This window comes from Rathayibacter sp. AY2B3 (genome assembly GCF_002931755.1).
Lineage (GTDB): Bacteria > Actinomycetota > Actinomycetes > Actinomycetales > Microbacteriaceae > Rathayibacter.
The window spans coordinates 1-23846 of the sequence record NZ_PSUG01000055.1 but is presented as its reverse complement, the minus strand read 5'-3'; the positions used below and the strand labels follow the sequence as shown (position 1 = coordinate 23846).

The following is a 23846-nucleotide window of genomic DNA, read 5'->3' as shown; positions in this document are numbered from 1 at the left end:
GCCGAGCAGTACTACGACTTCCAGTACACCCGCCCGGCGGGATCGACCGCGCTGTTCGCTCTCGGCCCGCGGCCGGGGAGGGGCGCGGCCCTGCCGGTACCATGGTCGCTCGTGACTCCCGAGACCTCCGCCCGGCCGCTGTCCTCCGAGCCGCTCGAAGGAGCAGCCGTCCCCGCCGCCGTCCTCTGGGACATGGACGGGACGCTCGTCGACACCGAGCCGTACTGGATGGCCTCGGAGCACGCGCTCGTCTCCTCCTTCGGGGGAGTGTGGACGCACGAGGACGCGATGGGACTCGTCGGCTCGGGCCTGCCGGCCGCCGCCCGCATCCTGCAGGGCAAGGGCGTCGACCTCTCCGTCGACGCGATCATCGACCGGATGACCGACGAGGTCGTCGACCGGCTGGCCGTGAGCATCCCGTGGCGCCCGGGCGCGCTCGAGCTGCTGCGCGCGGTGTCCGACGCGGGAGTACCGCAGGCGCTGGTCACGATGTCGATCTCGCGGATGGCCGCGGCCGTCGTCGACCGGATCCCGTTCCCCGCCTTCGCGGCCGTCGTCAGCGGGGACATGGTCGAGCGCAGCAAGCCCGATCCGGAGGCGTACCTCCTCGCTGCGAGCACTCTCGGCGTCGACATCGCCGCCTGCGTGGCGATCGAGGACTCCCTCCCGGGCCTCGGCGCGGCCGTCGCCTCCGGTGCCGCGGCGATCGGCGTCCCGCACCAGCTCGAGCTGGACCCCGCCGCCCCCTACGCCCTCTGGCCCACCCTCGCGGGCCGCACCGTCGCGGACCTCGCGTCGGTGTCCTCCGAGCACCGCGGCTCAGGCCCGGCCACGACCGAGACGGAGGCCCGCCGATGACCGGTGAGGCACTGCAGCATTCCGGACCCTTCCGCGCGGGGGACCGCGTCCAGCTGACGGGCCCCAAGGGGCGGATGAACACCATCACGCTCGTTCCCGGCACGGTGTTCCACACCCACCGGGGCGGCATCGAGCACGACACGGTGATCGGGCTGCCCGACGGCTCCGTGGTGACCAACACCGTCGGCGTCGAGCACCTCGCACTGCGTCCCCTCCTCGCCGACTTCGTGATGTCGATGCCCCGCGGCGCGGCGATCGTGTACCCGAAGGACGCCGCCCAGATCCTCGCCCTCGCCGACGTCTTCCCCGGCGCCCGCGTCGTCGAGGCCGGTGTCGGCTCCGGCGCGCTCTCGCTCTGGCTGCTGCGGGCGGTCGGGCCGACCGGACGGCTGTCGTCGTTCGAGCGGCGCGAGGAGTTCGCCGATGTCGCACGGGCGAACATCGAGACCTTCCTGGGCTACACGCCCGACAACTGGAGCGTCACCGTCGGCGACCTCGTCGAGGCGCTGCCCGGCACCGTCCCGTCCGGCGAGGCCGACCGCGTCGTGCTCGACATGCTCGCACCGTGGGAGTGCCTCGACGTCGCCGCTGAGGCTCTCACGCCCGGGGGAGTGCTCCTCTGCTACGTGGCCACCGTCACTCAGCTCTCGCGGACGGCGGAGGCGATCCGCGCCTCGGGCCTGTTCACGAACCCCTCGTCGAACGAGACCATGGTCCGCGGCTGGCACGTCGAGGGCCTCGCGGTCCGGCCGGACCACCGGATGATCGGCCACACCGGCTTCCTCATCACCGCGCGCCGGCTCGCTCCGGACACCGTGCTCCCCGAGCTCAAGCGGCGCCCGTCGAAGACCGACTTCAGCGACGAGGACGTGGAGGCCTGGACGCCCGGCGCGCTCGGCGAGCGTGCCGTCAGCCCCAAGAGCCTGCGCAAGCGGGTCCGCGAGTCCGCCACCAGTGCCGAGCTCTCGCGGGCCCGCGGCTTCGGCGAGGAGACCGCGGAGCCCGACGACGAGGGCATCCTCTAAGCTGTTCCCGGCCTCCGGGCCGTCTCCACCTCGGGCGTCACCGCTCCCCTTCTCTCGAATCGAGGACCCGTGCGCAGGACCACCGCGCTCATCGCCGGCATCGGCATCGTCGCCGCTCTCACCGGATGCACCGCGTCCTCCTCGCAGGCCGACTGCGACGCTCCGTTCTCCTCCGGCGACTCCTCGGCGGCGGTCAGCGCCACGGGCGACTTCGGAGCGAAGCCGGACGTCAGCGTCCCGACGCCGCTGAAGGCGGACGGCACGCAGGTCAGCACCCTCATCGAGGGCTCGGGCGCACCGCTCGAGAAGGGCCAGCTCGTCACCATCGACTACACCCTGGTCAACGGAGCGGACGGCACCGTGCTCGAGACCTCGCCCTACGACGGGTCGAGCACCGCCCGCTTCGGCGTCGGCGGAGCCGGGCTCGTCGGCCTGAACGAGGGCCTCCTCTGCACGCAGGTCGGCTCGCGCGTCGCCATCGCGATCGCCCCCGAGGACGGCTTCGGCCAGTCCTCGTCGCAGCTGGGCATCTCGGAGGACGACACGCTCGTGCTCGTCGCGGACGTCCGCGAGGCCTCGCTGGCCCGCGCGAACGGCGCCGCCCAGCCCGCGCCCGACGGCTTCCCGACGGTGACCCTCGGCGACGACGGACGTCCGGGGCTCGCGAAGCCCTCCGGCGACGCGCCGACCGACCTCCGCATCGCCCAGCTCAAGAAGGGCGACGGCGACGTCGTCGCCGAGGGCGACCAGGTCGTCGTGGCCTACACCGGCTGGCAGTGGAGCGACGGGAAGGTGTTCGACTCCAGCTGGGAGAAGGGCGCGCCCGCCGTCTTCACGGCCGCCGACGGCTCGACCACCCAGGGCGGAGTGATCGCCGGGTTCGCCGACGCCCTCATCGGCCAGCCCGTGGGCTCCCAGGTCATCGCGGTCATCCCGCCGGACCAGGGCTACGGCGACCAGGGCTCGCCCCAGGGCGGGATCCCCGGCGGCGCCACGCTGATCTTCGTCGCCGACATCCTCGGAAAGGTCTGACCGGGCCCGGCCCTAGACTGGAGGGCGTGCCTTCCGACGCCCCGTCCTCGAGCCGCGTCCCGGCCGAGGAGCGTCTGTTCAACCTCGTGCTCGCGCTCGTCGCGGCCGAGAACGGACTGACGAAGGCCGACGTCCTCTCGACGGTGCAGGGCTACCGGCAGCGGGTGGGCCGGGGCGATCGGACCTCGCTCGAGCGCCAGTTCGAGCGCGACAAGGACGACCTGCGCGAGCTGGGCATCCCGATCGAGACGGTCGACGCCCCGGGCGACCCGGGCAACACCCAGACCGTCCGGTACCGCATCGCGAAGCGCAGCTACGACCTCCCGGCCGACCTGACCTTCGATCCTGAGGAGCTCGCCCTGCTCCGCCTGGCCGGTGCCGTCTGGCGTGAGGGGACGCTCTCGGCGGAGTCGCGGCGCGCGCTGATCAAGCTGCGCTCGATCGGAGTCGAGTCCGTCGATCCCGTCATCGGCATCAGCCCCTCGATCCGGGTCCGCGAGGCCTCGTTCGAGCCGCTCAACGCCGCGCTCGACCGCGGCCAGGTCGTCCGTTTCCCCTACCTCAAGCCCGGCGGCGAGGAGCCGCGCGTGCGCACCGTGCAGCCGCGCGCCCTGGTGAACCACCAGGGGCGCTGGCACCTCCACGGCTGGGACGAGGGCGCCGAGGGCACCCGGACCTTCCTCCTGTCGCGGATCGTCGGGCCGGTCGCACCGACCGGCCGCATCGCGTCCCCCGCCGAGGGGGACCATGCGGCGACCGCTCTCGCCCAGCTCGACGAGATCCTGCAGCGCAACAGCGCGCTCCTGCGCGTCGCCCCCGACTCCGACGCCGCCCTCCGTCTCGGCGGGCGTGCCGAGGCCGAGGGCGAGGGCCAGGGCCTGCTGCGCCTGCACTACACCGACCCGGACGTGCTCGCCGACGAGCTCGCCGGCCACGGTCCCGAGGTGCGGGTGCTCGAGCCGGAGGAGCTCCGCCGACGCGTCCTCGACCGCCTCCGCCGCACCCTGGCCGACCATGGAGGGGATCCCCGTGGCTAGACCCCGCTCCCTGCAGGCGCGCGACCGCCTGGCCGTCCTGCTCTCCCTCGTGCCCTACCTGCTCGACCGGGGCCGCGTCTCCGTCGCCGAGGTCGCCGCGCACTTCGAGATCCCGGAGGAGGAGGTGCGCCGCGCGGTAAGACTCATCGCCGTCTCGGGCATCCCCGGCGAGACCGCGCAGTACCAGGCGAACGACCTCTTCGACATCGGCTGGGACGACTTCGAGGAGAACGACCACGTCGTCCTCACCCATCAGGTCGCCATCGACGACTCGCCGAGGTTCTCGGCGCGCGAGGCCGCGGCCCTCATCGCCGGCATGCAGTACCTCGCAGCCCTGCCCGAGAACCAGGGCAACGACCGGATCGCCTCGCTGATGGGGAAGCTCGCGCGCGGCGCCTCCTCGGCCCCGAGCGCGGTGGCGGTCTCGCGCGGCACGGGCGCAGACAGCGCTGTGGCGCTCCTGCGGACCGCGATGGCCTCCGCGACGCAGGTCGCGTTCGACTACCGCAGCGCCCGCGGCGAGACCGAGTCCCGGCTCGTCGACCCCTTCGTGCTCGAATCGGTCGACCGGGACTGGTACCTCCGCGGGTGGGACCACCTCCGCGAGGGCGTCAGGACGTTCCGCGTCGACAGGATGCGCTCCCTCCGCGATACGGGGACGCCGATCGTCCGGCGCCGCAACGAGGTGACCCTCTCGGAGCGACTCTTCGAGGCGTCCGCCTCCGATCTCGTCGTGGACCTGCGCGTCGCCCCCAGCGCCGTCGTGCTGCTGGGCGACTACGCGGCGGACGCCGAGTTCCCTGATCCGGAGCCGGGGGAGGAGGACCACGGCGTCCTCGTCCGTCTCCGCGTCGCCCATCTGCAGGGACTGACACGCCTGGTGGCGTCATTGGCGGGACTCGTCACCGTGGTGGCGCCCCCGGAGGCGCGCACCGCGGTCGCGCACTGGGTCGCCGCCGCACTCGCCGCGAACGAGGGGGAGCCGTCATGATCTGGTGGTCGTGGATCCTGATCTGGCTCGGCCTCGCGCTGGGCGCTCTGACGATGCTGGTCCTCTTCGCCCTCTCCTACTGGCGCAAGGGGAAGACGCTCCTCGGACAGCTGTCGGAGGTCACCGCGAAACTCGAGGCACTGAGTCCCGGAGTGACGGACGACCTGCCGCCCCGGCCGCCTTCGTCGCTGTTCGCCGATCGCGACGACGTGAGGCGTGCGCACGAGGGCCGGCGCGACGCACGTCGCGACCGGATCGATCTCCGCCGGTCAGGAAGGGTCGAACGGGGTAAGCTCCTCGTACACCGCAACCGACAAGTGAAGTGAGTCTGCAATGTTCGCTGGCCTCCAGGGGTGGCACCTCCTCATCATCCTCGCCGTGATCCTCCTCCTGTTCGGTGCGCCCAAGCTCCCGCAGCTGGCCCGCAGTGTCGGGCAGTCGATGCGGATCTTCAAGAGCGAGGTCAAGACCATGAAGGACGAGGACGGCACCGAGCGCCGTGAGTCGACCGAGGGGACCACCGGCACCGTCGCCGGATCCACCGGCACGACCACCGGCACCGGCACCACCACGCCGCCCGAGTCCCCGCTCAAGTAATGACGTCCGTGGCATCGAAGAAGCCACGGACGAAGCGGACGAAGAACCCCGACGGGCGCATGTCGCTCGGGGCTCATCTCGTCGAGCTTCGCAACAGGCTCTTCAAGTCGGCGATCACGATCGTCATCGCGTGCGTCGCGGGCTGGTTCGTCTCGGAGTGGGTCTTCGAGGCGCTCAAGGCTCCGATCTCCGAGGTGGCCGCCACCCAGGGCAAGGAGGCGATCCTCAACTTCCCGACGATCGCCGGCGCCTTCGACCTGCGGCTCCAGATCGCCATCACGGTCGGCGTCGTCCTGGCGAGCCCGGTCTGGCTCTACCAGATCTGGGCGTTCCTCGTCCCGGGCCTGACCCGCAAGGAGATGCGGTACGGCCTCGGCTTCATCCTCACCGCCATCCCGCTGTTCTTCGCGGGCTGCGCGGCCGGCTGGTTCGTGTTCCCGCACATCGTGGAGCTCCTGACCAGCTTCACCGGCAGCGACGCGGCGAGCTTCCTCGACGCCAAGGTCTACTACGAGTTCGTTCTCAAGCTCGTGCTGGTCGTCGGCATCGCCTTCGTGCTGCCCGTCTTCCTGGTGCTCCTCAACTTCCTCGGCATCCTCCCCGGCATGCTGATCCTCAAGTCGTGGCGCCTCGCGATCATGGCGATCGTGCTCTTCACGGCGATCGCGACCCCCGCGGCCGACCCGATCTCGATGTTCCTCCTGGCCATCCCGATCATCTTCCTGTTCTTCCTCGCCTGCGGGATCGCGATCCTGCACGACAGGCGCGCCGCCAAGCGCCAGCTGGTGTTCGACGGCAGCCCCTCCGACCTGCCCGCGTGACCGGACCGTCTCCTTCCGAGCGGTTCGCCGCGTTCCGGACGCGCCAGGGCCACGCGAGGGTCGAGGCTTTCCGTTCGACCCTCGCGTTCGATCTCGACCCGTTCCAGTACGAGGCCTGCAGCGCGCTCGACGACGGCCACAGCGTCCTCGTCGCCGCGCCGACCGGTGCCGGCAAGACCGCCGTGGCGGAGTTCGCGATCCATCTGGCCATGCAGGACCCGACGGCCAAGGTCTTCTACACGACGCCGATGAAGGCGCTGAGCAACCAGAAGTTCCAGGAGTTCGTCGAGGACTACGGAGCCTCCGAGGTCGGCCTGCTGACCGGGGACTCGAACGTCAACGCGCGCGCCCGCATCGTCGTGATGACGACCGAGGTGCTGCGCAACATGCTGTACGCCGACTCGGACCTCCTGCGCGACCTCGCCTACGTCGTGATGGACGAGGTGCACTACCTCGCCGACCGCTTCCGCGGCGCCGTCTGGGAGGAGGTCATCATCCACCTCCCGCAGCTGGTGCGGCTGGTCTCGCTCAGCGCGACCGTGTCGAACGCCGAGGAGTTCGGCGACTGGCTCCAGACCGTCCGCGGCGAGACCGAGGTCATCGTCTCCGAGGAGCGCCCCGTCCCGCTCGACCAGCACGTGCTGGTGGGCGGCAAGCTCGTCGACCTCTTCGACTCCTCCGGACGGGCGGCGACGAACCGGGTGAACCCGGAGCTCGCCCGCATGGCCCAGGGCGGCTCCCGGGTCGAGCGCGGCGGCCGGGGCGGTCGCGGCCGCTACCCGGAGCAGCGCACCGAGGAGCTCGTGCTGCGCTCGGAGGTCGTCGAGATCCTCCGCGGCAAGAACCTCCTCCCCGCGATCTTCTTCGTCTTCAGCCGCGCGGGCTGCGACCAGGCCGTGCGCCAGGTCCTCCGGTCGGGCGTGCGCCTCACCGAGCGCCACGAGCGCGACGAGATCCGCGCGATCGTCGAGGAGCGCTGCCGGACCATCCGAGACGAGGACCTCGCGGTGCTCGGCTACTGGGAGTGGCTCGACGGACTCCAGCGGGGCGTCGCCGCGCACCACGCCGGGATGCTCCCCGCCTTCAAGGAGGTCGTGGAGGAGCTGTTCCTGCGCCGGCTCGTGCGCGTGGTCTTCGCGACCGAGACGCTCGCGCTCGGCATCAACATGCCGGCCCGCACGGTCGTCCTCGAGAAGCTCGAGAAGTTCAACGGCGAGGCGCGCGTCCCGATCACGCCGGGGGAGTACACCCAGCTCACCGGCCGCGCCGGCCGACGGGGCATCGATGTCGAGGGCCACTCGGTGATCCAGTGGCGCGGCGGGATGGACCCGCAGGCGGTCGCGTCCCTCGCCTCGCGGCGGACCTACCCGCTCAACTCCAGCTTCCGGCCCAGCTACAACATGGCCGCGAACCTGGTCGAGCAGTTCGGGCGGGTGCGCACGCGCGAGATCCTCGAGTCGTCGTTCGCGCAGTTCCAGGCCGACCGGTCCGTCGTCGATCTCGCCCGCCGGGTCCGCCAGCAGGAGGAGTCGATGGCGGGCTACGTCACGGCGATGCAGTGCCACCTGGGCGACTTCGAGCAGTACGCGGCGATCCGCCGCGAGATCGGCGACCTCGAGCGCCGGGGCGCGGTGCGCGGCGAATCGGCCTCCCACGCCGAGCGCGAGAAGCGCCAGGGACAGCTCACGAGCCTGCGGCGCCGGATGAAGGCCCACCCGTGCCACGCCTGCTCCGACCGCGAGCAGCACGCCCGCTGGGCCGAGCGCTGGTGGAAGCTGCGCCGCGAGACCGACGAGATCGAGCGTCAGATCCGCTCGCGCACCGGCGCCGTCGCCCGCATCTTCGACCACATCACAGACGTGCTGCTCGAGCTGGGCTACTTCCGCCGGGACGAGGTCGGCGAGCTCTCGCTGACGCCGAACGGACGCACGCTCCGCCGGATCTACGGGGAGCGGGACCTGCTGGTCGCCGAGTGCCTCCGGAAGCAGGCGTGGACGGAGCTCGATCCGGCCGGCCTCGCGGCGATGGCGTGCTGCCTCGTCTTCGAGCCGCGACGCGAGGAGGGGACGCTGGGCGAGCAGTTCCTGCCCCGCGGCGCGTTCCCGGAGGCGCTGGAGAGGACCCAGCTGCTGTGGGCCCGGCTCGACGACGTCGAGCGCGACCACCGCCTGCCGGGCAGCAACCCGATCTCGACGAGCCTCGCGCTCTCGATGAACATGTGGGCCAAGGGCATGCCGCTCGACATGGTGCTCCGCGAGTCCGACATGGCCGCCGGCGACTTCGTGCGCTGGGCGAAGCAGACCATCGACCTCCTCGACCAGCTCTCCGTCGTCGCCGAGGGCAAGGTCGGCCGGGCGGCCCGGACCGCCCTCGACCTGGTCCGCCGGGGCATCGTCGCGTACTCGACCGTCGCATGACGCCCCTCGCTCCTCCGCCCGACGGGCGGACCGTTCCGCTGTGGGTGGCGCTGCCCCTCGCGGCCCTCGGCGGTGCCGTGCTCGACCGCGGCTTCCCCGACTCCGATGTCTGGCCGCTGGCGATCGTGGGCGCCGCGGCGATCCTGTTCGCGCTGGCGGGGCGGAGCTTCTGGAGCGGAACCCTCGTCGGCCTCGTCGGCGGAGCGGTCTTCTGGGGTGTCCACATCGAGTGGCTGACTCTCTACCTCGGCCCGGTCCCGTGGGCGGCCCTCGCCGGCCTGCAGGCGATCTTCTTCGCCCTCTCCGCGGGGCTCATGGCGGTCGTCTCCACGCGCGGCCACCGCGTCTGGACCGGGCCGCTCGGCCGGATGGTCGGTCTCCCCGCCCTCCTGGGGGCGCTCTGGATCGGGCGGGAGTCGATCACCAGCGTCTGGCCCTACGGCGGCTTCGCCTGGGGCCGCCTCGCGATCTCGCAGTCCCTCGGTCCGCTCGCCGGTCTCGCGGCGTGGATCGGCTTCGCCGGGCTCGGCTTCGTCGTGGCGTTCCTCGCCGCCGTGCTCGCGCAGGCCGTCCGCGAGGTCTCCGTCCCGGCCTCCGCCCGCGTCAGCGCTCTCGCGGGCTTCGCGATCGTGGCGCTGGTGTTCCCCGCCTGGCCGGCGCCGACGGAGGGCACGACCCGGATCGCCGCCGTCCAGGGCGACTCCGATGCGGGCCTGTTCTCGCAGAGCTACCGCGGGCAGATCCTCGAGGACCACACCTCGGCGACGCTGCCGATCCTCGACGAGGACGTCGACATGGTGGTGTGGCCCGAGAACGGGGTCGACATCGATCCGACCCGGAACGCCCAGTCGGCCGCCGTCCTCGACTACCTCAGCCGGACGATGGACGCGCCGTTCATCGTGGGCACGATCACCAATCCGTCGGACGACGTCTTCTACAACAGCTCGCTGCTCTGGAAGGCGGGGGATGGGGCGACGCAGGTCTACGACAAGGTGCACCCCGTCCCGTTCGCCGAGTACATGCCGGACCGCGCGTTCTGGCGGATGTTCGCTCCTGATCTGGTCGACCTGGTGAGCCGCGACTACTCGATCGGCACACGTCCCAACGTCTTCGACGTGAACGGCGTGCTCGCGGGCATAGCGATCTGCTTCGACATCTCGGACGACGCGCTGACGAACGCGATGGTCGACGGGGGAGCCCAGGTCATCCTCGGGCAGACCAACAACGCCGACTTCGGCCGGACCGACGAGAGCGTCCAGCAGCTCGCCATCGCGCGGCTGCGCGCCATCGAGACAGGGCGCAGCGTGGTCAACATCTCGACGGTCGGGACCAGTGCGATCATCGGGCCGGACGGCACGACGATCGACTCCCTGACATGGTTCGAGCCGGGTGCCATGGTGGACGAGGTCCCCCTCAGCTCCACCACGACCCCGGCTCTGGTGTGGGCGCGAGACCTCGGCTGGTACTTCCTGGCCGCCGGTCTCATCGGCATGGTCTCGTTCGTCCTCAGGACGCGCGAGCCGCGACGCCGTTCCCGCTGACCGGCGCTACGCGCCGATCTTGTGCTCGCCGCGCCTGGCGCGCAGATAGGCGAGCCGCTCCTCGAGCAGCTCCTCCAGCTCCGCGCGGGTCCGCCGCTCGAGCAGCATGTCCCAGTGGGTGCGCGGAGCCTTCTGCTCGCCCTTGTCCACGACGACCGGCTTCGAGTCCACCATCAGAGTGGCCTCGTGACCGCAGGAGCGGCACTCCCAGGTCTCCGGTGCTTCCGCGTCGGCCGAGAACACCATGTCGGTGTCGTGGCCGCAGTTCGCGCAGTGGTACTCGTAGGTCGATCGCGGGGAGAAGACGACGCCTTCTTCGCTCTGCAGGCTCTGGGATCCGAGCCGCATTCCTCGCAAGCTTCGATCTGCCATTGTGTGGTCTCCTCTCGCTGTGCTTCCCCAGTGTCAACGTCGTACCTGGAGGTGGTCTTCCCGTCCCTGCCATTGCCAGAGAATCCTCAGGTCGGAGGCGTATTCCGTGGCTCCTGAGGGCGGCCCCGACAGGCGTCGCGGAGGGTGTCGACGGCCGCTCGGGCGAGGTCGGTGCGGTCGGTCACGAGCCCGTCGATCCCGAGCGCGAGGAGCTGCTCCATCCGCTCCGGATCGTCGATGGTCCAGAGGTGGATCTCGCAGCCGGTCGCGCGCAGCCGGGCGAGGATCCGCGGCTCGGCGACGGGGAGGCCGAGCGCGCGCTCGGGCACCTGGAGCGCGTCGATGCCGCGGAGAGCGAGACGCACGGGGAGGGCGGCACCGAGGTGTGCGGCGACCAGCGCGACGACGAAACGGACCGCCGACGCCGAGGTGGCCGCACCGGGCAGGCGGCGGAGCGCGGCCGCACGCCGACGCTCGGAGAACGAGGTGACCAGGACGCGCTCCGCGGCGGCGGCACCGGCGACCGCAGCGACGACCGGGCCGACCGCGTCCCGCGACTTCACGTCGATGCTGAAGCGGGCCCGGGGGAGTGCGGCGAGGGCCTGCTCGAGAGAGGCGAGCCGGGCACCGCCCGCCAGCCGGAGGTCGGCGAGCTCCTCCCACCGGGTGTCGGCCACGGCGTGGCGGCGGCCGGAGCGGTCGATCACCTCGGCGTCGTGGACGAGCACGGCGACCCCGTCGAGGGAGGCGCGCGCGTCGGTCTCGAGGAGGTCCGCACCCGCGGCGAGGGCACGCTCGAAGGCGGCGAGCGTGTTGCCCTCCGCCGGCGGGCCGAACCCGCGATGCGCGAACACCCGGGGCGTCGGCCCGCTCAGGACGAGGGGTCGCTCGGAGGCGCGCATCGCGGGCGGGATTCCGCGGATCAGACGGCCGGCGGCGGGGGAGTGTGCGCGGAGTCGGGAGTTCCGTCGATCGGCGCGGGCGCCACGGGGGCGGACGCGTCCGATCCGGACACGACAGGCGAGGAGCCGACGGACCCGGACGCGGCAGGCGCGGACGCCGCGGGCGCCGCGTCCTGCGGGCGGACCGCCGGGGCGGTCTGACTGCGCTGGCCGAGCGCGCCTCCGATGCCCTTCAGCGCCTCGGTGAGCTCGCTCGGGATGACCCAGAGCTTGTTCGCGCTGCCCTCGGCGATCTTGGGGAGGGTCTGGAGGTACTGGTAGGCGAGGAGCTCGCTGTCGGGGCGGCCCTCGTGGATGGCGTGGAAGACGGTGGTGATCGCCTTGGCCTCACCCTCGGCCCGCAGGACCGCCGCCTTCGCCTGGCCCTCCGCCGCGAGGATCGCGGCCTGGCGCTGACCCTCGGCGTTCAGGATCTGGGACTGCTTGGTGCCCTCGGCGGTGAGGATCACGGCTCGACGGTCGCGCTCGGCGCGCATCTGCTTCTCCATCGAGTCCTGGATGGAGAGGGGCGGGTCGATGGCCTTGAGCTCCACCCGTCCGACGCGGATGCCCCACTTGCCGGTGGCCTCGTCGAGGACGATGCGCAGCTGCCCGTTGATGTTGTCGCGGGAGGTCAGCGCCTCCTCGAGGTTCAGGCCGCCGACGACGTTGCGGAGCGTGGTGGTGGTCAGCTGCTCGACCGCGCCGAGGTAGTTCGCGATCTCGTACGTCGCCGCCCGGGCGTCCGTCACCTGGAAGTAGACGACCGTGTCGATCGACACGACGAGGTTGTCCTCGGTGATCACGGGCTGGGGCGGGAACGAGACGACCTGCTCGCGCAGATCGATCAGCGGGCGGACCCGGTCGATGAACGGCACGACGAGGTTGAGGCCCGGCAGCAGGGTCTTGTGGTACTTGCCGAGGCGCTCCACGACCCCGGCGGTGGCCTGGGGGATGATGCGGACCGCCCGGAAGAGGACGACCAGCGCGAAGAGGACGACGGCGGCGACGACGACGATCGTCACGACGGAGGACGGTGTCACGGAGTGCTCCTTTCGGCGGGGACGACGACCGCGGTCGCGCCCTCGATGGCGGTGACGACGACTCTCTCGCCGACTCCGAGTGTGCGGTCCTCGACGAGCGGGGACAGGCGGACGGTCCAGGTCTCGCCGTTGGCCAGCTTGACCTGCCCGGCTCCGGGGCCGGCGAGCACGACGCTGCCGGCGAGGCCGAGAAGAGCGTCCGCTCCGCTCGGGGTGGGATCGCCGCCCCGCTTCAACAGCCGCAGCAGCGGCGGCCGGACGGTGAACAGCAGGAGGGCGGCGAGGACGGCCGCGACGGGCACCTGGACCCAGAAGGGAGCCCCGACCAGCCCCGTCAGCAGACCGCCGATGCTGCCGACGGCGAGCATCAGGAACGTGAACTCGAGAGTGATCATCTCGACGATCACGAAGATGAGGATCAGCGCGAGCCAGAGGATCCACGCGTACTGGGTGACAGCGTCCATGCTGTGTGCTCCTTCCCCTCGACGAGCATTCCCAGGCTATCAACGCCCCCCGGACGAGGGCTGGGAGAGGAGGGGTGCGCCGAGGATCTCGAGGCGCTTGGTAGACTCCTCCGTCGGGCCGCGGCCCGTCATCGTGCCCGATCCGGTCTCCGAGCCGGCGTTCTGGAGGAATACCCGTGTCCAACCCCCTCGCCCCCGGCTCCTTCGACGGCAAGCGCGCTCTCGTGACCGGATCGTCCCGCGGCATCGGCGCCGACACGGTCCGCTACCTGGCCGAGGCCGGAGCCCGCGTCGTCGTCAACTACCGCTCCAAGGCGCCGCGCGCCGACAAGCTCGTCGCGCAGATCGTCGAGGCCGGCGGCACCGCCATCGCCGTCGGCGCCGACCTCACGGACGCCGACTCGCGCACGGAGCTCTTCTCGCGCATCGAGAAGGAGTTCGGCGGACTCGACGTCCTCGTCCTGAACGCCTCGGGCGGCATGGAGAGCAACATGGGGGAGGACTACGCGATGGTCCTCAACCGCGACTCGCAGGTCGCCGTGCTGGACGCGGCGCTGCCGCTGCTCGGCGAGGGCTCGCGTGTCGTGTTCGTCACGAGCCACCAGGCGCACTTCATCCGGACCACGCCCACGATGCCCGAGTACGAGCCCGTCGCGCTGTCCAAGCGCGCCGGAGAGGACGCGCTGCGCGAGCGGATCGGCGAGCTCGCCGATCGCGGCATCGAGTTCGTCGTCGTCTCGGGCGACATGATCGAGGGCACCATCACGGCGACTCTGCTGGAGCGTGCGAACCCGGGCGCGATCAGCTCGCGTCGCGAGTCGGCCGGCAAGCTCTACAACGTCCAGGAGTTCGCGGCCGAGGTCGCTCTGGCGGCCGTCGAGCCGATCCCCGCGGACAACACCCGCCTCGTCGGCGACATCTCCGACTTCGCCTGATCCTCTCCTCGGGCTGACGCCGGTGCGCGGGTCTGCGAGCGGCTGAGGACGACTCCGGTGAGCGGCAGCGGACCGGTATCGGGGAGTCCGTCCGCGCCGACGGGTTCCGCTCATCGGCGGCCGCCGGGCGGAGCACGCGGTTCGACACTCCGACGGAGACGTGCTGGTACGAGGACGTCGAGCCGTGGGTCGAGCGCTCGCCGATCCGCTGGCGCCGTGCCGGGCGGACGCACGGACCGGCCGCGATCCCGGTCGGTCCGCCTGTTCCGTCGTTATCCGATAATGCACATTATGTCAGTTTGAAGACGACCGACGGGGACGCGACCCGGTGAACCGGCTGCTTCACGGGTCTCCGTCACCGGCGCGGATCCCTCCTGATCAGGATCGCCCGAACCGTCTCCACAGCGGGCGAGCCGTCGAGAGCACGAGCGCCGCGAACAGGCTCTGGCTGACGACGCCGAAGAGCGAGAGTCCGCCGACGACCGCGAGAACGGTCCAGTTCGTGGTGATGTCGGCGATCATCACGGCGCAGCCGAGCACGATGCCGGACCGCCGGCGGAGGACGATCAGCGCAGCGACGACCGGGTCGAGGACCGTCAACGCCGTCCAGAACAGACGGACGCCGGGAGGGAAGGCGCTGTAGGCGTCCACTCCCCCGACGATCAGATCGGTCAGGTGAGTGGTCGTCCCGACGAGGAAGCCGATCACCCACGCGGCGCGGAGCACTCCGAGCGCTCCTGCTGAGGATGAGGAGGCGATCACCTCGCCACCGTACCGGGCTCGATCCGCCCGCGTTCGGCCGCTGACGCACCGCTCAGATCTGCCCGACGAGGTGCGCCTGCCGGCCGTCGCGCGCGAAGACCGGGATGACGGCCAGGGGCGCATCGGCGACGATCCACTGCCCGCCCTCGTGCTCGGCGCCCGTCGAGAGCTCGGTCCACCGCGCTCCGGCGGGAAGGTAGACCCGCCGTGAGACAGCTCCCGAACGAGTGACCGGAGCGACCAGCAGGTCCGAGCCGAACAAGTACTGGTCGGCCAGATCCCAGGCCTCCGGGTCGCCGGGGAACTCGTGGAACACCGCGCGCAGCACCGGCTGCCCGTGCTCGTGGGCCTCGCGCATCGCCTCGCGCGTGTAGGGCCGCAGGGTCTCCCTCAGGTGCAGCAGGCGCGTGAGGATCGGGGTGGCCTCCTCGCCGAAGCTCCATACCTCGTTCGCGGCTCCGGTCGCGGCGCGGCGGCTCCCGTCAGCGGCCGTGACCGGTGAGGACGGCGCTCGGTCCCCGTGCAGGCGCATCACGGGGCTGAACGCGCCGAACTGGAACCAGCGCACCAGGAGCTCGCGGAACTCCGGGTCGGCCGGGTCTCCCCCGGCGAAGCCTCCGATGTCGGTCGTGAACCACGGGATCCCCGCCACCCCCATGTGGATGCCGGCCGTGATCTGGTGGCGGAGATCGGCGAACGTCGAGTGGATGTCGCCCGACCACACGAGCGCGCCGTAGCGCTGGCTGCCCGCCCACGCGGTGCGGACGAGGTTCACGATCGCGGTCTCGCCGCTCTCGCGCTGCCCCTCGAAGAAGCCGCGGGAGAACGCCTGCGGGTAGAGGTTGCCGACCTGCACGGCGGGGCCGGCGGCGTAGCGGTAGTTGTCGAAGTCGTAGACGCCGTACTCGGGCTCGGCCTCGTCGAGCCAGAAGAGCCGGATCCCGTGCTCGCCGTAGTTGCGCCGGCACGCCTCCCAGACGAATCTCCGGGCGGCGGCGCTCGTCGCGTCGTAGAACGCGCTCGGACCCTCGAACTGCATGTGCAGGTCCAGGCCCCGCTCGGCCTTGACGAGCAGGTTCCCCTTCTTCATCGCGATGTAGTTCTCGGACTCGACCGACACCTGCGGCCAGACCGAGACCATCAGCTCGATCCCGAGCTCGCGCAGCTCGGCGACCATGGCGGACGGATCCGGCCAGAACTCCTCCTCGAAGCGGAAGTCGCCCATGTGCGGCCAGTGGAAGAAGTCGGCCACGATCACGTCCATCGGCAGGCCGCGCCGCCGGTGCTCTCGGGCGACCTCGAGCAGCTGCTCCTGGTTCCAGTAGCGCAGCTTGCACTGCCAGAAGCCGAGGCCGTGCTCGGGCATCATCGGGACGTGCCCGGTCGCGTCGGCGTAGGCCCGGGTGATGTCGGCCGGGGTCTCCCCCGCGGTCACCCAGTAGTCGAGCTGCTGGGAGGACTCGGCGGACCACTCCGTGCGGTTGGCCGCGAAGGTCGCGCGGCCGATCGCGGGATTGTGCCAGAGGAAGCCGTACCCGCGGCTCGAGAGCACGAACGGGACGCTCGACTGGGAGTTGCGGTGCGCGAGCTCGAGCGTGCAGCCCTTCAGGTCGAGGATGTCCTGCTGGTACTGCCCCATCCCGTACAGCTTCTCGTCGGGGGACGTCTCGAACAGCGCGGTCAGCCGGAAGTCGCCGCCCAGGTGCGGACGCTGCTCGCGGGCGCGCAGCTTGAGCGCACCTCCGCTCCCCAGCTCCCGGAAGAGCAGCTCCCCTCGACGGTCGTAGAAGGAGAGGGAGCAGGAGAGCTCGTGGTAGCCGGTCTGGTACCCGTAGCCCTCCTGCTGCTCGAGGACGACGGTGATCCCGCCGGCGCGCAGCGTCGCCCGCGGTCCCTCGATCGAGACCTCCGGCGCGTGGTGCTCGGGGGTGATCAGCGCCCAGTCGGTGTCGAGGACCTCCCCGGACCGGCGGGCGCGGACCCGGACGCTGTCCCTCCCCCAGGGCTCGACGACGACGGTCTCGCCGTCCCCGCGCCAGACGAGGCGGTCCCCCTCGAGCGCGAACGCGTCGGTGTCCATGTGCTCCTGCTTCCTCGAGTCGGGCACGGCGCTCAGTCCTTGACCGCGCCCGCGGTGACCCCGGCGGCGACGTAGCGCTGGGCCACGATCAGCAGCACGGCGGCCGGGATGGAGGCGATCACGGCGGTCGCCATGATCCCGTTCCAGTTGGTGGTGGTCGATCCGATGTAGCGGTAGAGCCCGAGGGTGAACGGCACGATGCTGTTGCCCGAGGTGAGCGAGTTCGCGTTGAGGAAGTCGGCCCAGGCGAACAGGAACGAGAACAGGCCCGCGGTCACGATCGAGTTCCGGCTCAGCGGGATCACGATCGAGACGAAGGAGCGCCAGTTGCTCGCACCGTCGATCCGCGCGGCCTCGATCAGCTCGTCGGGGATGCCGAGCATGAAGGCCCGGAGGATGATCACCGCGAACGGGACCGAGGCGGTCGCGTCGGCGAGGATCAGGCCCGGATACGTGTTGAGCAGCCCCAGCGCGTTGTAGATCGCGAACAGCGCGGTGACCAGGACGATCCCGGGGATCATCTGGGCGAGCAGGAACACGAACATCACGACGCCGGTCCCCCGCACCCGGAACTTCGCCATCGCGAAGGCGGCGGGCAGGGCGATCGCCAGCGTCAGGATCACGCAGCCGATCGAGATCACGAGGCTCGTGATCAGGTTCGGCAGCTGCGTCGAGAACGCCTGCACGTACCCGTCGAGGGTCGGGTCGCCGGGGAACAGGCTCGGCGGGGTCTGGATCAGGTTCTGCGGCTTGGTCAGCGAGACGTTGACCATCCAGTACAGCGGGAACAGGAGGAAGCCGCAGAGCACGATCGCGACGACCACGTCGATCCCGCGGCGCAGCCCGGTGGTGTGCCGGTTCATCCGAGGTCCTCCTTGCGCTGGGCGCGGATGTAGATCACGCCGAAGACGAGGGCGACGATCACGAGGATCTGGCCGGCCGCCGCTCCGACTCCGAACTGCAGGTCGGTGAAGGACTGCTCGTAGGCCCACGTCGCGAGGGTGTGCGAGCTGTTGGCCGGCCCGCCCTTGGTGAGGATCCAGATGACGTCGAACACCTTGATCGTGTAGACGAGGCCGAGCAGCAGCGTGACGGAGGTCACCGGTCGCAGCAGCGGCCAGGTGATGCTCCAGAACGAGCGCCAGCGCGACGCGCCGTCCAGTGCCGCCGCCTCGTAGAGGCTCTCCGGGATCCCCTGCAGGCCGCCGTGCAGCAGCACCATGTTGAACGGGATGCCCAGCCAGATGTTGGCGATGATGACGGCCCACAGCGAGACGGACGGATCGGTCAGCCAGCCGACCGAGGTGCCGATCGCGGCGTTCAGGATGCCGAACTGCTGGTCGAAGATCCAGCGCCAGGCCGTTGCCGAGACGATCAGCGGCAGGAGCCACGGCAGCAGGATGAGGGAGCGGAACGTCGCCGAGAGCGGGAACCGGCGGCTGAAGAACAGCGCCAGAGCCATGCCGATCGTGAACTGACCCACCAGCGAGACCACGGTGAAGACCACGGTGTGCCAGGCGATGCTCGCGAAGATCGGATCGGTGACGACCGTGACGTAGTTGTCGAAGCCGACGAAGGGGGCGACCCCGGTCACGAAGGACGACGGTCCGAAGTCCTGGAGGCTGAGGACGACGCCGCGGATGATCGGGTAGACGAAGAACACCGCGAGGAAGATCACCACGGGCGCCATGAAGGCGGCAGCGGCGAGGCGGAGGTGGGAGCGGGGTCGGCGGCGGGCGGGCGGCCGCACGGCCGCCCCGCCCGCGACCGGCGCCGTGAGCACGGCGGGGTCGGTCATGCGGCCGCTACTTCAGGCTCGCCGCGGCGTCGTCGAGGGCCGCCTGCGGCGTCTTCGAGCCGGTCAGCGACTCCTGGATCGCGGTCCAGAGCGCCTTCGAGGTGTCGGGGTAGGCGACTCCGAGGTCGCTGGTGCGTCCCTGCGCGACCGAGATGGCCTCGACCCACGGCTGGAGCGCGGGGTCCTCGGTCGCCTGCTCGGCGGCCGCGTCGGCGTAGGGCATGATGTACGACTGGCCGGCCGCCCACGCCTTCAGACTGTCGGGCTGGATGACGCACTGCGCGAACTCCGTCGCGAGGGTCTGCTTCGCGGCGTCGGAGGCGACCACCTCGACGAACTCGCCGCCGAGCGGGCTCGGTGCCGCTCCCCCGTCCTTCGCCGGGATCGGTACGACGCCGTAGTCGATGCCCGCCTCGTCGAGGGCGGAGAGCTGCCACGTGCCGTTGACCATCATCCCGAGCTTGCCGGCGAGGAACTGGTCGCGGACGTCCTGCTGGTTGGCGTTCACGTTCGCCTGCGAGGCCGATCCGCTCTTCACCAGGTCGGTCCAGAGCGCGAGCGCCGAGACGGCGTCGTCGGAGGAGATGTCCTCGAGGGTGGCGCCGGAGCCCCAGAAGAAAGGCAGGAACTGGAACGTGCCCTCTTCCGTGCCGATCGCCGAGAAGCCCAGCCCGGTGACGTCGCCCGTGGTGAGTGCCTTCGCGGCGGTCGTCAGCTCGTCCCAGGTCGTCGGCGGGGTGACGCCGGCAGCCTGGAAGAGCGCCTTGTTGTAGAAGAGCGCGAGGGTGTTCGACCCGATCGAGGAGCCGTAGGTCTTCCCGTCCAGCTGGCCGGCCGCGAGCACGTTCGGGAGGACGTCGGTCGTGTCGAGGCCGGAGGTCGCGTTGTCGACGAGCAGGCCGGTGTCGGCGAACTTCGCGACGTTGGGGTTGTCGAGGACGACCAGGTTCGGCGTCGTCTTCGATGCGGCCGACTGCAGGAGCTTGGTGGTGAGGTCGGGGTCGGAGGTGCGCTCGAGGGTGATCCCGGTCGAGGCCTCGCAGCCGGCCAGGAGCTGGCCGTAGGGCGACGACGCGTCGTACTGGGTGAAGCTGTCCCAGAGGGTGAGCGACTTCGACGAGTCGTCGCCCGCTCCCTGTGCGCTGCACGCGCTGAGGGCGACTCCGGCGAGGAGGACGAGGGAGGCGGCGCCTGCAGCCCGCTTGATGCTGTTCTTCACGGTATTCCTCTCTGAATACGGTCGGATCGAGCGGAGCGCTCGCGCCGGGAAGAGCCTCCGGAGGCACCCGCCGAGGCGGTCCGTCCGGAAGTCGTGGTGAGCCTAACCGAGTTGGAGAACCGGTTCAATAGATCGCGGAGAACCGGTTCACCGACCGCTGGCTGAACGCCGCGGACGACGGGGTCGACCTCAGCCGCGCGCCCGCCGCCACGAGGGGACGACGCCCCGGCTGGTGCCCGGCGAGAAGGGCGCGGTGGTGCCCAGGTCGACGACGACCGCGGGCAGCAGCTCCGTCACTCCCGGAGTCGCGGTGCCGGCGAGCTCGTCGAGCACCAGGTCGACCGCCCGCGAGACCATCTGGTCGCCGGGCAGGTCCACGACGGTGACCGGATGGTCGGCGTGGCGCATCACCGCCTCCGGGGCGATGGTCATGATCGAGCAGTCCTCCGGGACTCGCAGGCCCAGGCCGCTGAGGCGCTGCAGGAACGGCTCGAGCACGCCCGGCCCGTGCGTGACCACGGCGCTCAGGCCGGGGAGCTGCTCCTGCGCCTGCTCGAACCAGTCGTCGACGTCGTCGGTGCTGGGGATGACGGCGCCCCGCACGCCGCGCAGGCGGCACTGGTCGAGGAAGCCCTCGCGGAACCGCAGTGCGAAGGCGTAGCCGCTCTCGTAGGCGTCGGGGCCCATGCCGAGGACCGCGATCTCGACGTGCCCGAGGTCGGCGAGGTGGTCGACGGCGACCCGCGCGGCACCGTCGAAGTCGAGGTCGATCGCGCTGAACGGGCTGCCCTCGCCCGGGTAGCCGACCAGCGCGGTCGGCAGGCCGATGCTCGCGAGGACCGGCAGCCGAGGGTCGTCCCGGCGGATGTCCATCACGACGAGCGCATCGGCGAGGACATCGCGCGAGAGCTCCCCCTCGCCCGTGCCCATCATCAGCAGGTCGAAGCCCCGGGCGCGGGCCGCGTACATCGCCGCCCGCACGAAGCGCATGAAGACGTCGACGTCGGTCTGCCGCGACTCCGGATCGACGGAGGCGAAGAAGCCCAGGATGTTCGTGCGCCGCAGCGCCAGGGCCCGCGCCATCGGGTCGGGCCGGTAGCCGAGCCGCTCCACGCTCGCGAGCACGCGCAGGCGGGTCGCCTCCGGGAGCTTCTTGTTGCCGGAGAGCACGTAGGACACCGTGCTGCGGGCCACCCCCGCATCGGCCGCGACGTCGCGAATGGTCACCATGGGCTCAGCGTAGTGAGGGCTCGGCGGCGGAAGGGCCCGCCATCGGCCCCCTCGACCGGTGGGCGGCAGCGTGCAGACCCGGGCGGTAAGGCCGTCCCGCGGACGTCGGCAGGGGCCGAGCAGGTGCTCCCGGTTGCGCGCGCATCCGGCCGGCACGTACGGTCGTCGGGTACCTCGTCGCGAGCCGCGACGTCGGTGCGGCCGCCATACCGGCCGATCCAGCGGCTCGCGGTCACGGGGGCTCCCCGCACGGAAGACGGATTCTTGCGCTCCAGCACCGGTACTGCGTCCACGACGCAGCAGCTGCTCTCGCACTGACGTCCCCCGTGCCCGCCCCTCAGGGGCGAGCCGCTGCTCCCTCGGAGCCCGGTGGTCGTCGTGCGCCGACACCGACCCCTGGAGCACCGTGCCCTCCACGTCCCGCATCACCCCGCCCGCCGTCGTCCTCCACGACTGCACGTTCGTCTGGCCCGACGGCTCCGTCGTCCTCGATCGCGTCACCGCTGCGTTCGGCCGTGGTCGCACCGGTCTCGTCGGCGCGAACGGCGCCGGCAAGTCGACCCTCGTCCGCCTCGTCACGGGCGACCTCTCCCCCTCCGCCGGGAACGTCTCGACGACGGGACCCGTCGACCTGCTGCCCCAGCGCCTCCGGCGGGGGCCCGACGACACCGTCGCCGATCTCCTCGGGATCCGGCAGCGCCTGGACGCGCTGCACGCGATCCTCCGCGGCGACGCGGATCCGCGGCACTTCGAGGTGCTCGCGGACGACTGGGACCTCGAGGCCCGGGCGCTCGCCGCACTCGGCGACGCCGGTCTCGACCTGGAGGAGGCGGACCTGCTGCGGCCGGTCGCGACCCTCTCGGGAGGGCAGGCCGTCCTCACGGCCGTGACCGGCGTCCGGTTGCGCGACCGGCCGATCGCCGTGCTCGACGAGCCGACGAACGACCTCGACCGGCGCTCCCGGGGGCTTCTGCTCGACCTGGTCGACCGGTGGCGCGGGACGCTCGTGCTCGTCAGCCACGACCGGGAGCTGCTCGAGCACGTCGACGAGATCGCGGAGCTGCGCGACGGCACGGTCCGCACCTCCGGCGGGACGCTCTCGGCGTTCGAGGAGCGGCTCGCCCTCGAGCAGGCGGCCGCGGAGCGCGAACTGCGCGACGCCGACCGGCTGCTGCGCGCCGAGCGGCGGCAGCGCATCGAGGCCGAGACCACCATCGCGCGCCGGGCGCGGGCGGGAGCGCGATCGGCGGAGTCGATGCCGGCGATCCTCGCGCACGCCAGGAAGGGCCGGGCCGAGGCGACCGCGGGGCGCCTGCGCTCCGGGCACGGCGCCGCGGAGGCGCAGGCCCGCGAGCGGGTCGACGCAGCGTCGCGAGCGGTGCGGGACGACGACCGGGTCCGCCTCGACCTGCCGGACCCCGGGGTCGCGGCGGGACGTCGCCTCGCCGAGCTGACGGTCGGCGGTCGGACCACGGTCCTCCAGGGGCCGGAACGGATCGCCGTGACCGGCGCGAACGGGACAGGGAAGACGACCCTCCTGGAGCAGCTCGTCGGCGCGGCGGGAGCGCGTGAGCATCCGCTGCCCGGCACGACGGCCGCAGCACTCACGGACCGGATCGGCTGGCTTCCGCAGCGTCGCGACAGCCTTCTCGACGAGGAGGCGACCGCACGGGAGCACGTCGCGCGGGCCGCGCCGGACCTTCCGGTCGTCGAGCTGCGGAACGCCCTCGCGCGGCTCCTTGTGCGCGGCGACGTGGTCGATCGGCCGATCGTGACGCTCTCGGGCGGCGAGCGCTTCCGCGTGGCCCTCGCCGGGCTCGTGCTGGCGCAGCCCGCGCCGCAGCTGCTGGTGCTCGACGAGCCGACGAACGACCTCGACACGGCCACGGCCGACCACCTCGTCGACGTGCTCGCCGCGTGGCGGGGCGGCCTGATCGTCGTCAGCCACGACGAGGCGTTCCTCGACCGGCTCGGACTCCACTCCCGAGTGGTGCTCGACGCGGAGTGACGGCTGGTCCCCCGGCCTCCGGCGGTTCTGGCCTCGACCGTGCCCCTGCCGCCGGGGAGACTGGCCGGGCCCCTCCCGCCCCCAGCGAACGGACCGACGTGCTCACCGGACTCAGCGCCTTCCCCCTCACACCGCTGCGCGACGACAGCATCGACGAGCGGTCGTTCGCCGCTCTCGTCGAGCGGCTCGCGCGCGCGGGAGTCGATTCGATCGGCGCACTGGGCTCGACCGGGTCGGCTCCGTACCTGGACCGCGGCGAGCGCCGGCGCGCCGCCGAGATCGCCGTCCGCAGCGCCGGCCCGGTGCCGGTCGTGATCGGGATCGGGGCGCTGCGCACCTCGCAGGTGCTGGCGCTCGCCGAGGACGCGCAGACCGCCGGGGCGAGCGCGGTGCTCCTGGCGCCGCTCGGCTATCAGCCGCTGACGGACGAGGACGTGCTCGGGCTCTACGAGGACGTGACGGCTCAGCTCTCGGTGCCGCTCGTCGTGTACGACAACCCCGGGACCACGCGCTTCTCCTTCTCCGACGACCTCTACGGGGCCGTCGCCCGGCTGCCGCGGGTCGCCTCCCTCAAGATCCCCGGCGTGCCGGAGGGGGCGGGTGCCGCCGCGGCGCGCGTGCGCGAGATCAGGGCGCGGGTGCCGGAAGGGGTCACCATCGGGGTCTCGGGGGACG

23 protein-coding genes are annotated in these 23846 nt (G+C 71.6%); 13 read left to right on the top strand and 10 right to left on the bottom strand.

Features of this window, described 5'->3' with window-relative positions:
- The 10 genes from C5C24_RS15440 to lnt all read left to right on the top strand — a co-directional run.
- Positions 1–858 (top strand): HAD family hydrolase (locus C5C24_RS15440; RefSeq protein WP_308470841.1); only part of this gene is annotated, 858 nt, incomplete at its 5' end.
- Positions 855–1883 (top strand): tRNA (adenine-N1)-methyltransferase, encoded by a 1029-nt coding sequence (locus tag C5C24_RS15435; RefSeq protein WP_104305391.1) that lies wholly within the window; start codon positions 855–857, stop codon positions 1881–1883. The genes C5C24_RS15440 and C5C24_RS15435, both read left to right, overlap by 4 nt.
- A gap of 69 nt (positions 1884–1952) precedes the next feature.
- Entirely contained in the window at positions 1953–2915 is a 963-nt protein-coding gene (locus C5C24_RS15430; protein ID WP_104222014.1) for an FKBP-type peptidyl-prolyl cis-trans isomerase, read from the top strand.
- Between the two features lie 26 nt (positions 2916–2941).
- Positions 2942–3952, top strand: a complete 1011-nt coding sequence (locus C5C24_RS15425) for a YafY family protein (protein WP_104305390.1) — start codon at positions 2942–2944, stop codon at positions 3950–3952.
- Complete coding sequence (locus tag C5C24_RS15420; protein ID WP_258065312.1) at positions 3945–4943, top strand: YafY family protein; 999 nt, start codon at positions 3945–3947, stop codon at positions 4941–4943. The genes C5C24_RS15425 and C5C24_RS15420 overlap by 8 nt, the downstream gene beginning before the upstream one ends.
- Positions 4940–5269 carry a hypothetical protein gene (locus C5C24_RS15415; protein ID WP_104305388.1) on the top strand — a complete coding sequence of 110 codons (330 nt, stop codon included), beginning with the start codon at positions 4940–4942 and terminating at the stop codon, positions 5267–5269. Before C5C24_RS15420 ends, C5C24_RS15415 begins: the two co-directional genes overlap by 4 nt.
- A 7-nt stretch (positions 5270–5276) precedes the next feature.
- Positions 5277–5540: a Sec-independent protein translocase subunit TatA gene (gene tatA / locus C5C24_RS15410; RefSeq protein WP_104222022.1), complete on the top strand. Its 264-nt coding sequence runs from the start codon at positions 5277–5279 to the stop codon at positions 5538–5540.
- Entirely contained in the window at positions 5540–6361 is an 822-nt protein-coding gene (gene tatC / locus C5C24_RS15405; RefSeq protein ID WP_374953932.1) for a twin-arginine translocase subunit TatC, read from the top strand. The genes tatA and tatC overlap by 1 nt, the downstream gene beginning before the upstream one ends.
- Positions 6358–8778, top strand: a complete 2421-nt coding sequence (locus C5C24_RS15400; RefSeq protein ID WP_104305387.1) for an RNA helicase — start codon at positions 6358–6360, stop codon at positions 8776–8778. Before tatC ends, C5C24_RS15400 begins: the two co-directional genes overlap by 4 nt.
- Positions 8775–10319 (top strand): apolipoprotein N-acyltransferase, encoded by a 1545-nt coding sequence (gene lnt / locus C5C24_RS15395; RefSeq protein WP_104305386.1) that lies wholly within the window; start codon positions 8775–8777, stop codon positions 10317–10319. The genes C5C24_RS15400 and lnt overlap by 4 nt, the downstream gene beginning before the upstream one ends.
- A gap of 6 nt (positions 10320–10325) precedes the next feature.
- On the opposite strand, the gene C5C24_RS15390 is transcribed toward lnt, so the two are convergent.
- From C5C24_RS15390 to C5C24_RS15375, 4 genes are all read right to left on the bottom strand, one after another.
- Positions 10326–10691: an RNA polymerase-binding protein RbpA gene (locus C5C24_RS15390; protein WP_068207052.1), complete on the bottom strand. Its 366-nt coding sequence runs from the start codon at positions 10689–10691 to the stop codon at positions 10326–10328.
- 86 nt (positions 10692–10777) lie between these two features.
- Positions 10778–11593, bottom strand: coding sequence for a glycerophosphodiester phosphodiesterase family protein (locus C5C24_RS15385; RefSeq protein WP_104305385.1), 816 nt, complete (start codon positions 11591–11593; stop codon positions 10778–10780).
- Positions 11594–11613: 20 nt separating this feature from the next.
- Complete coding sequence (locus C5C24_RS15380; protein ID WP_104275645.1) at positions 11614–12675, bottom strand: SPFH domain-containing protein; 1062 nt, start codon at positions 12673–12675, stop codon at positions 11614–11616.
- Positions 12672–13139, bottom strand: coding sequence for an NfeD family protein (locus C5C24_RS15375; protein ID WP_104275646.1), 468 nt, complete (start codon positions 13137–13139; stop codon positions 12672–12674). Before C5C24_RS15375 ends, C5C24_RS15380 begins: the two co-directional genes overlap by 4 nt.
- 176 nt (positions 13140–13315) lie before the next feature.
- On the opposite strand from C5C24_RS15375, the gene C5C24_RS15370 reads away from it, so the two are divergent.
- Entirely contained in the window at positions 13316–14074 is a 759-nt protein-coding gene (locus tag C5C24_RS15370) for an SDR family oxidoreductase (protein WP_104305384.1), read from the top strand.
- 378 nt (positions 14075–14452) lie between these two features.
- Here the strand turns inward: C5C24_RS15370 and C5C24_RS15365 are convergent, their stop codons facing one another.
- From C5C24_RS15365 to C5C24_RS15340, 6 genes are all read right to left on the bottom strand, one after another.
- Positions 14453–14836, bottom strand: coding sequence for a hypothetical protein (locus C5C24_RS15365; protein WP_146082646.1), 384 nt, complete (start codon positions 14834–14836; stop codon positions 14453–14455).
- A 52-nt stretch (positions 14837–14888) separates the two neighbouring features.
- Entirely contained in the window at positions 14889–16916 is a 2028-nt protein-coding gene (locus C5C24_RS15360) for a TIM-barrel domain-containing protein (protein WP_104305393.1), read from the bottom strand.
- Positions 16917–16948: 32 nt separating this feature from the next.
- The gene (locus tag C5C24_RS15355; RefSeq protein ID WP_104275650.1) at positions 16949–17779 is read right to left on the bottom strand and encodes a carbohydrate ABC transporter permease; all 831 of its coding nucleotides are present in this window, start codon (positions 17777–17779) and stop codon (positions 16949–16951) included.
- On the bottom strand, positions 17776–18714 hold the full coding sequence (locus tag C5C24_RS15350; protein ID WP_104275651.1) for a carbohydrate ABC transporter permease: 939 nt from the start codon (positions 18712–18714) through the stop codon (positions 17776–17778). The genes C5C24_RS15355 and C5C24_RS15350 overlap by 4 nt, the downstream gene beginning before the upstream one ends.
- Positions 18715–18721: 7 nt before the next feature.
- Positions 18722–19933, bottom strand: coding sequence for an extracellular solute-binding protein (locus C5C24_RS15345; protein WP_181109966.1), 1212 nt, complete (start codon positions 19931–19933; stop codon positions 18722–18724).
- A 189-nt stretch (positions 19934–20122) separates the two neighbouring features.
- On the bottom strand, positions 20123–21163 hold the full coding sequence (locus C5C24_RS15340; RefSeq protein ID WP_181135557.1) for a LacI family DNA-binding transcriptional regulator: 1041 nt from the start codon (positions 21161–21163) through the stop codon (positions 20123–20125).
- A gap of 406 nt (positions 21164–21569) precedes the next feature.
- Here C5C24_RS15340 and C5C24_RS15335 point away from each other — a divergent pair, with 406 nt between their 5' ends.
- Both C5C24_RS15335 and C5C24_RS15330 read left to right on the top strand, forming a co-directional pair.
- Entirely contained in the window at positions 21570–23171 is a 1602-nt protein-coding gene (locus C5C24_RS15335; RefSeq protein ID WP_258065308.1) for an ABC-F family ATP-binding cassette domain-containing protein, read from the top strand.
- Between the two features lie 98 nt (positions 23172–23269).
- A partial coding sequence (locus tag C5C24_RS15330; RefSeq protein WP_146082644.1) for a dihydrodipicolinate synthase family protein occupies positions 23270–23846 on the top strand: 577 nt, incomplete at its 3' end.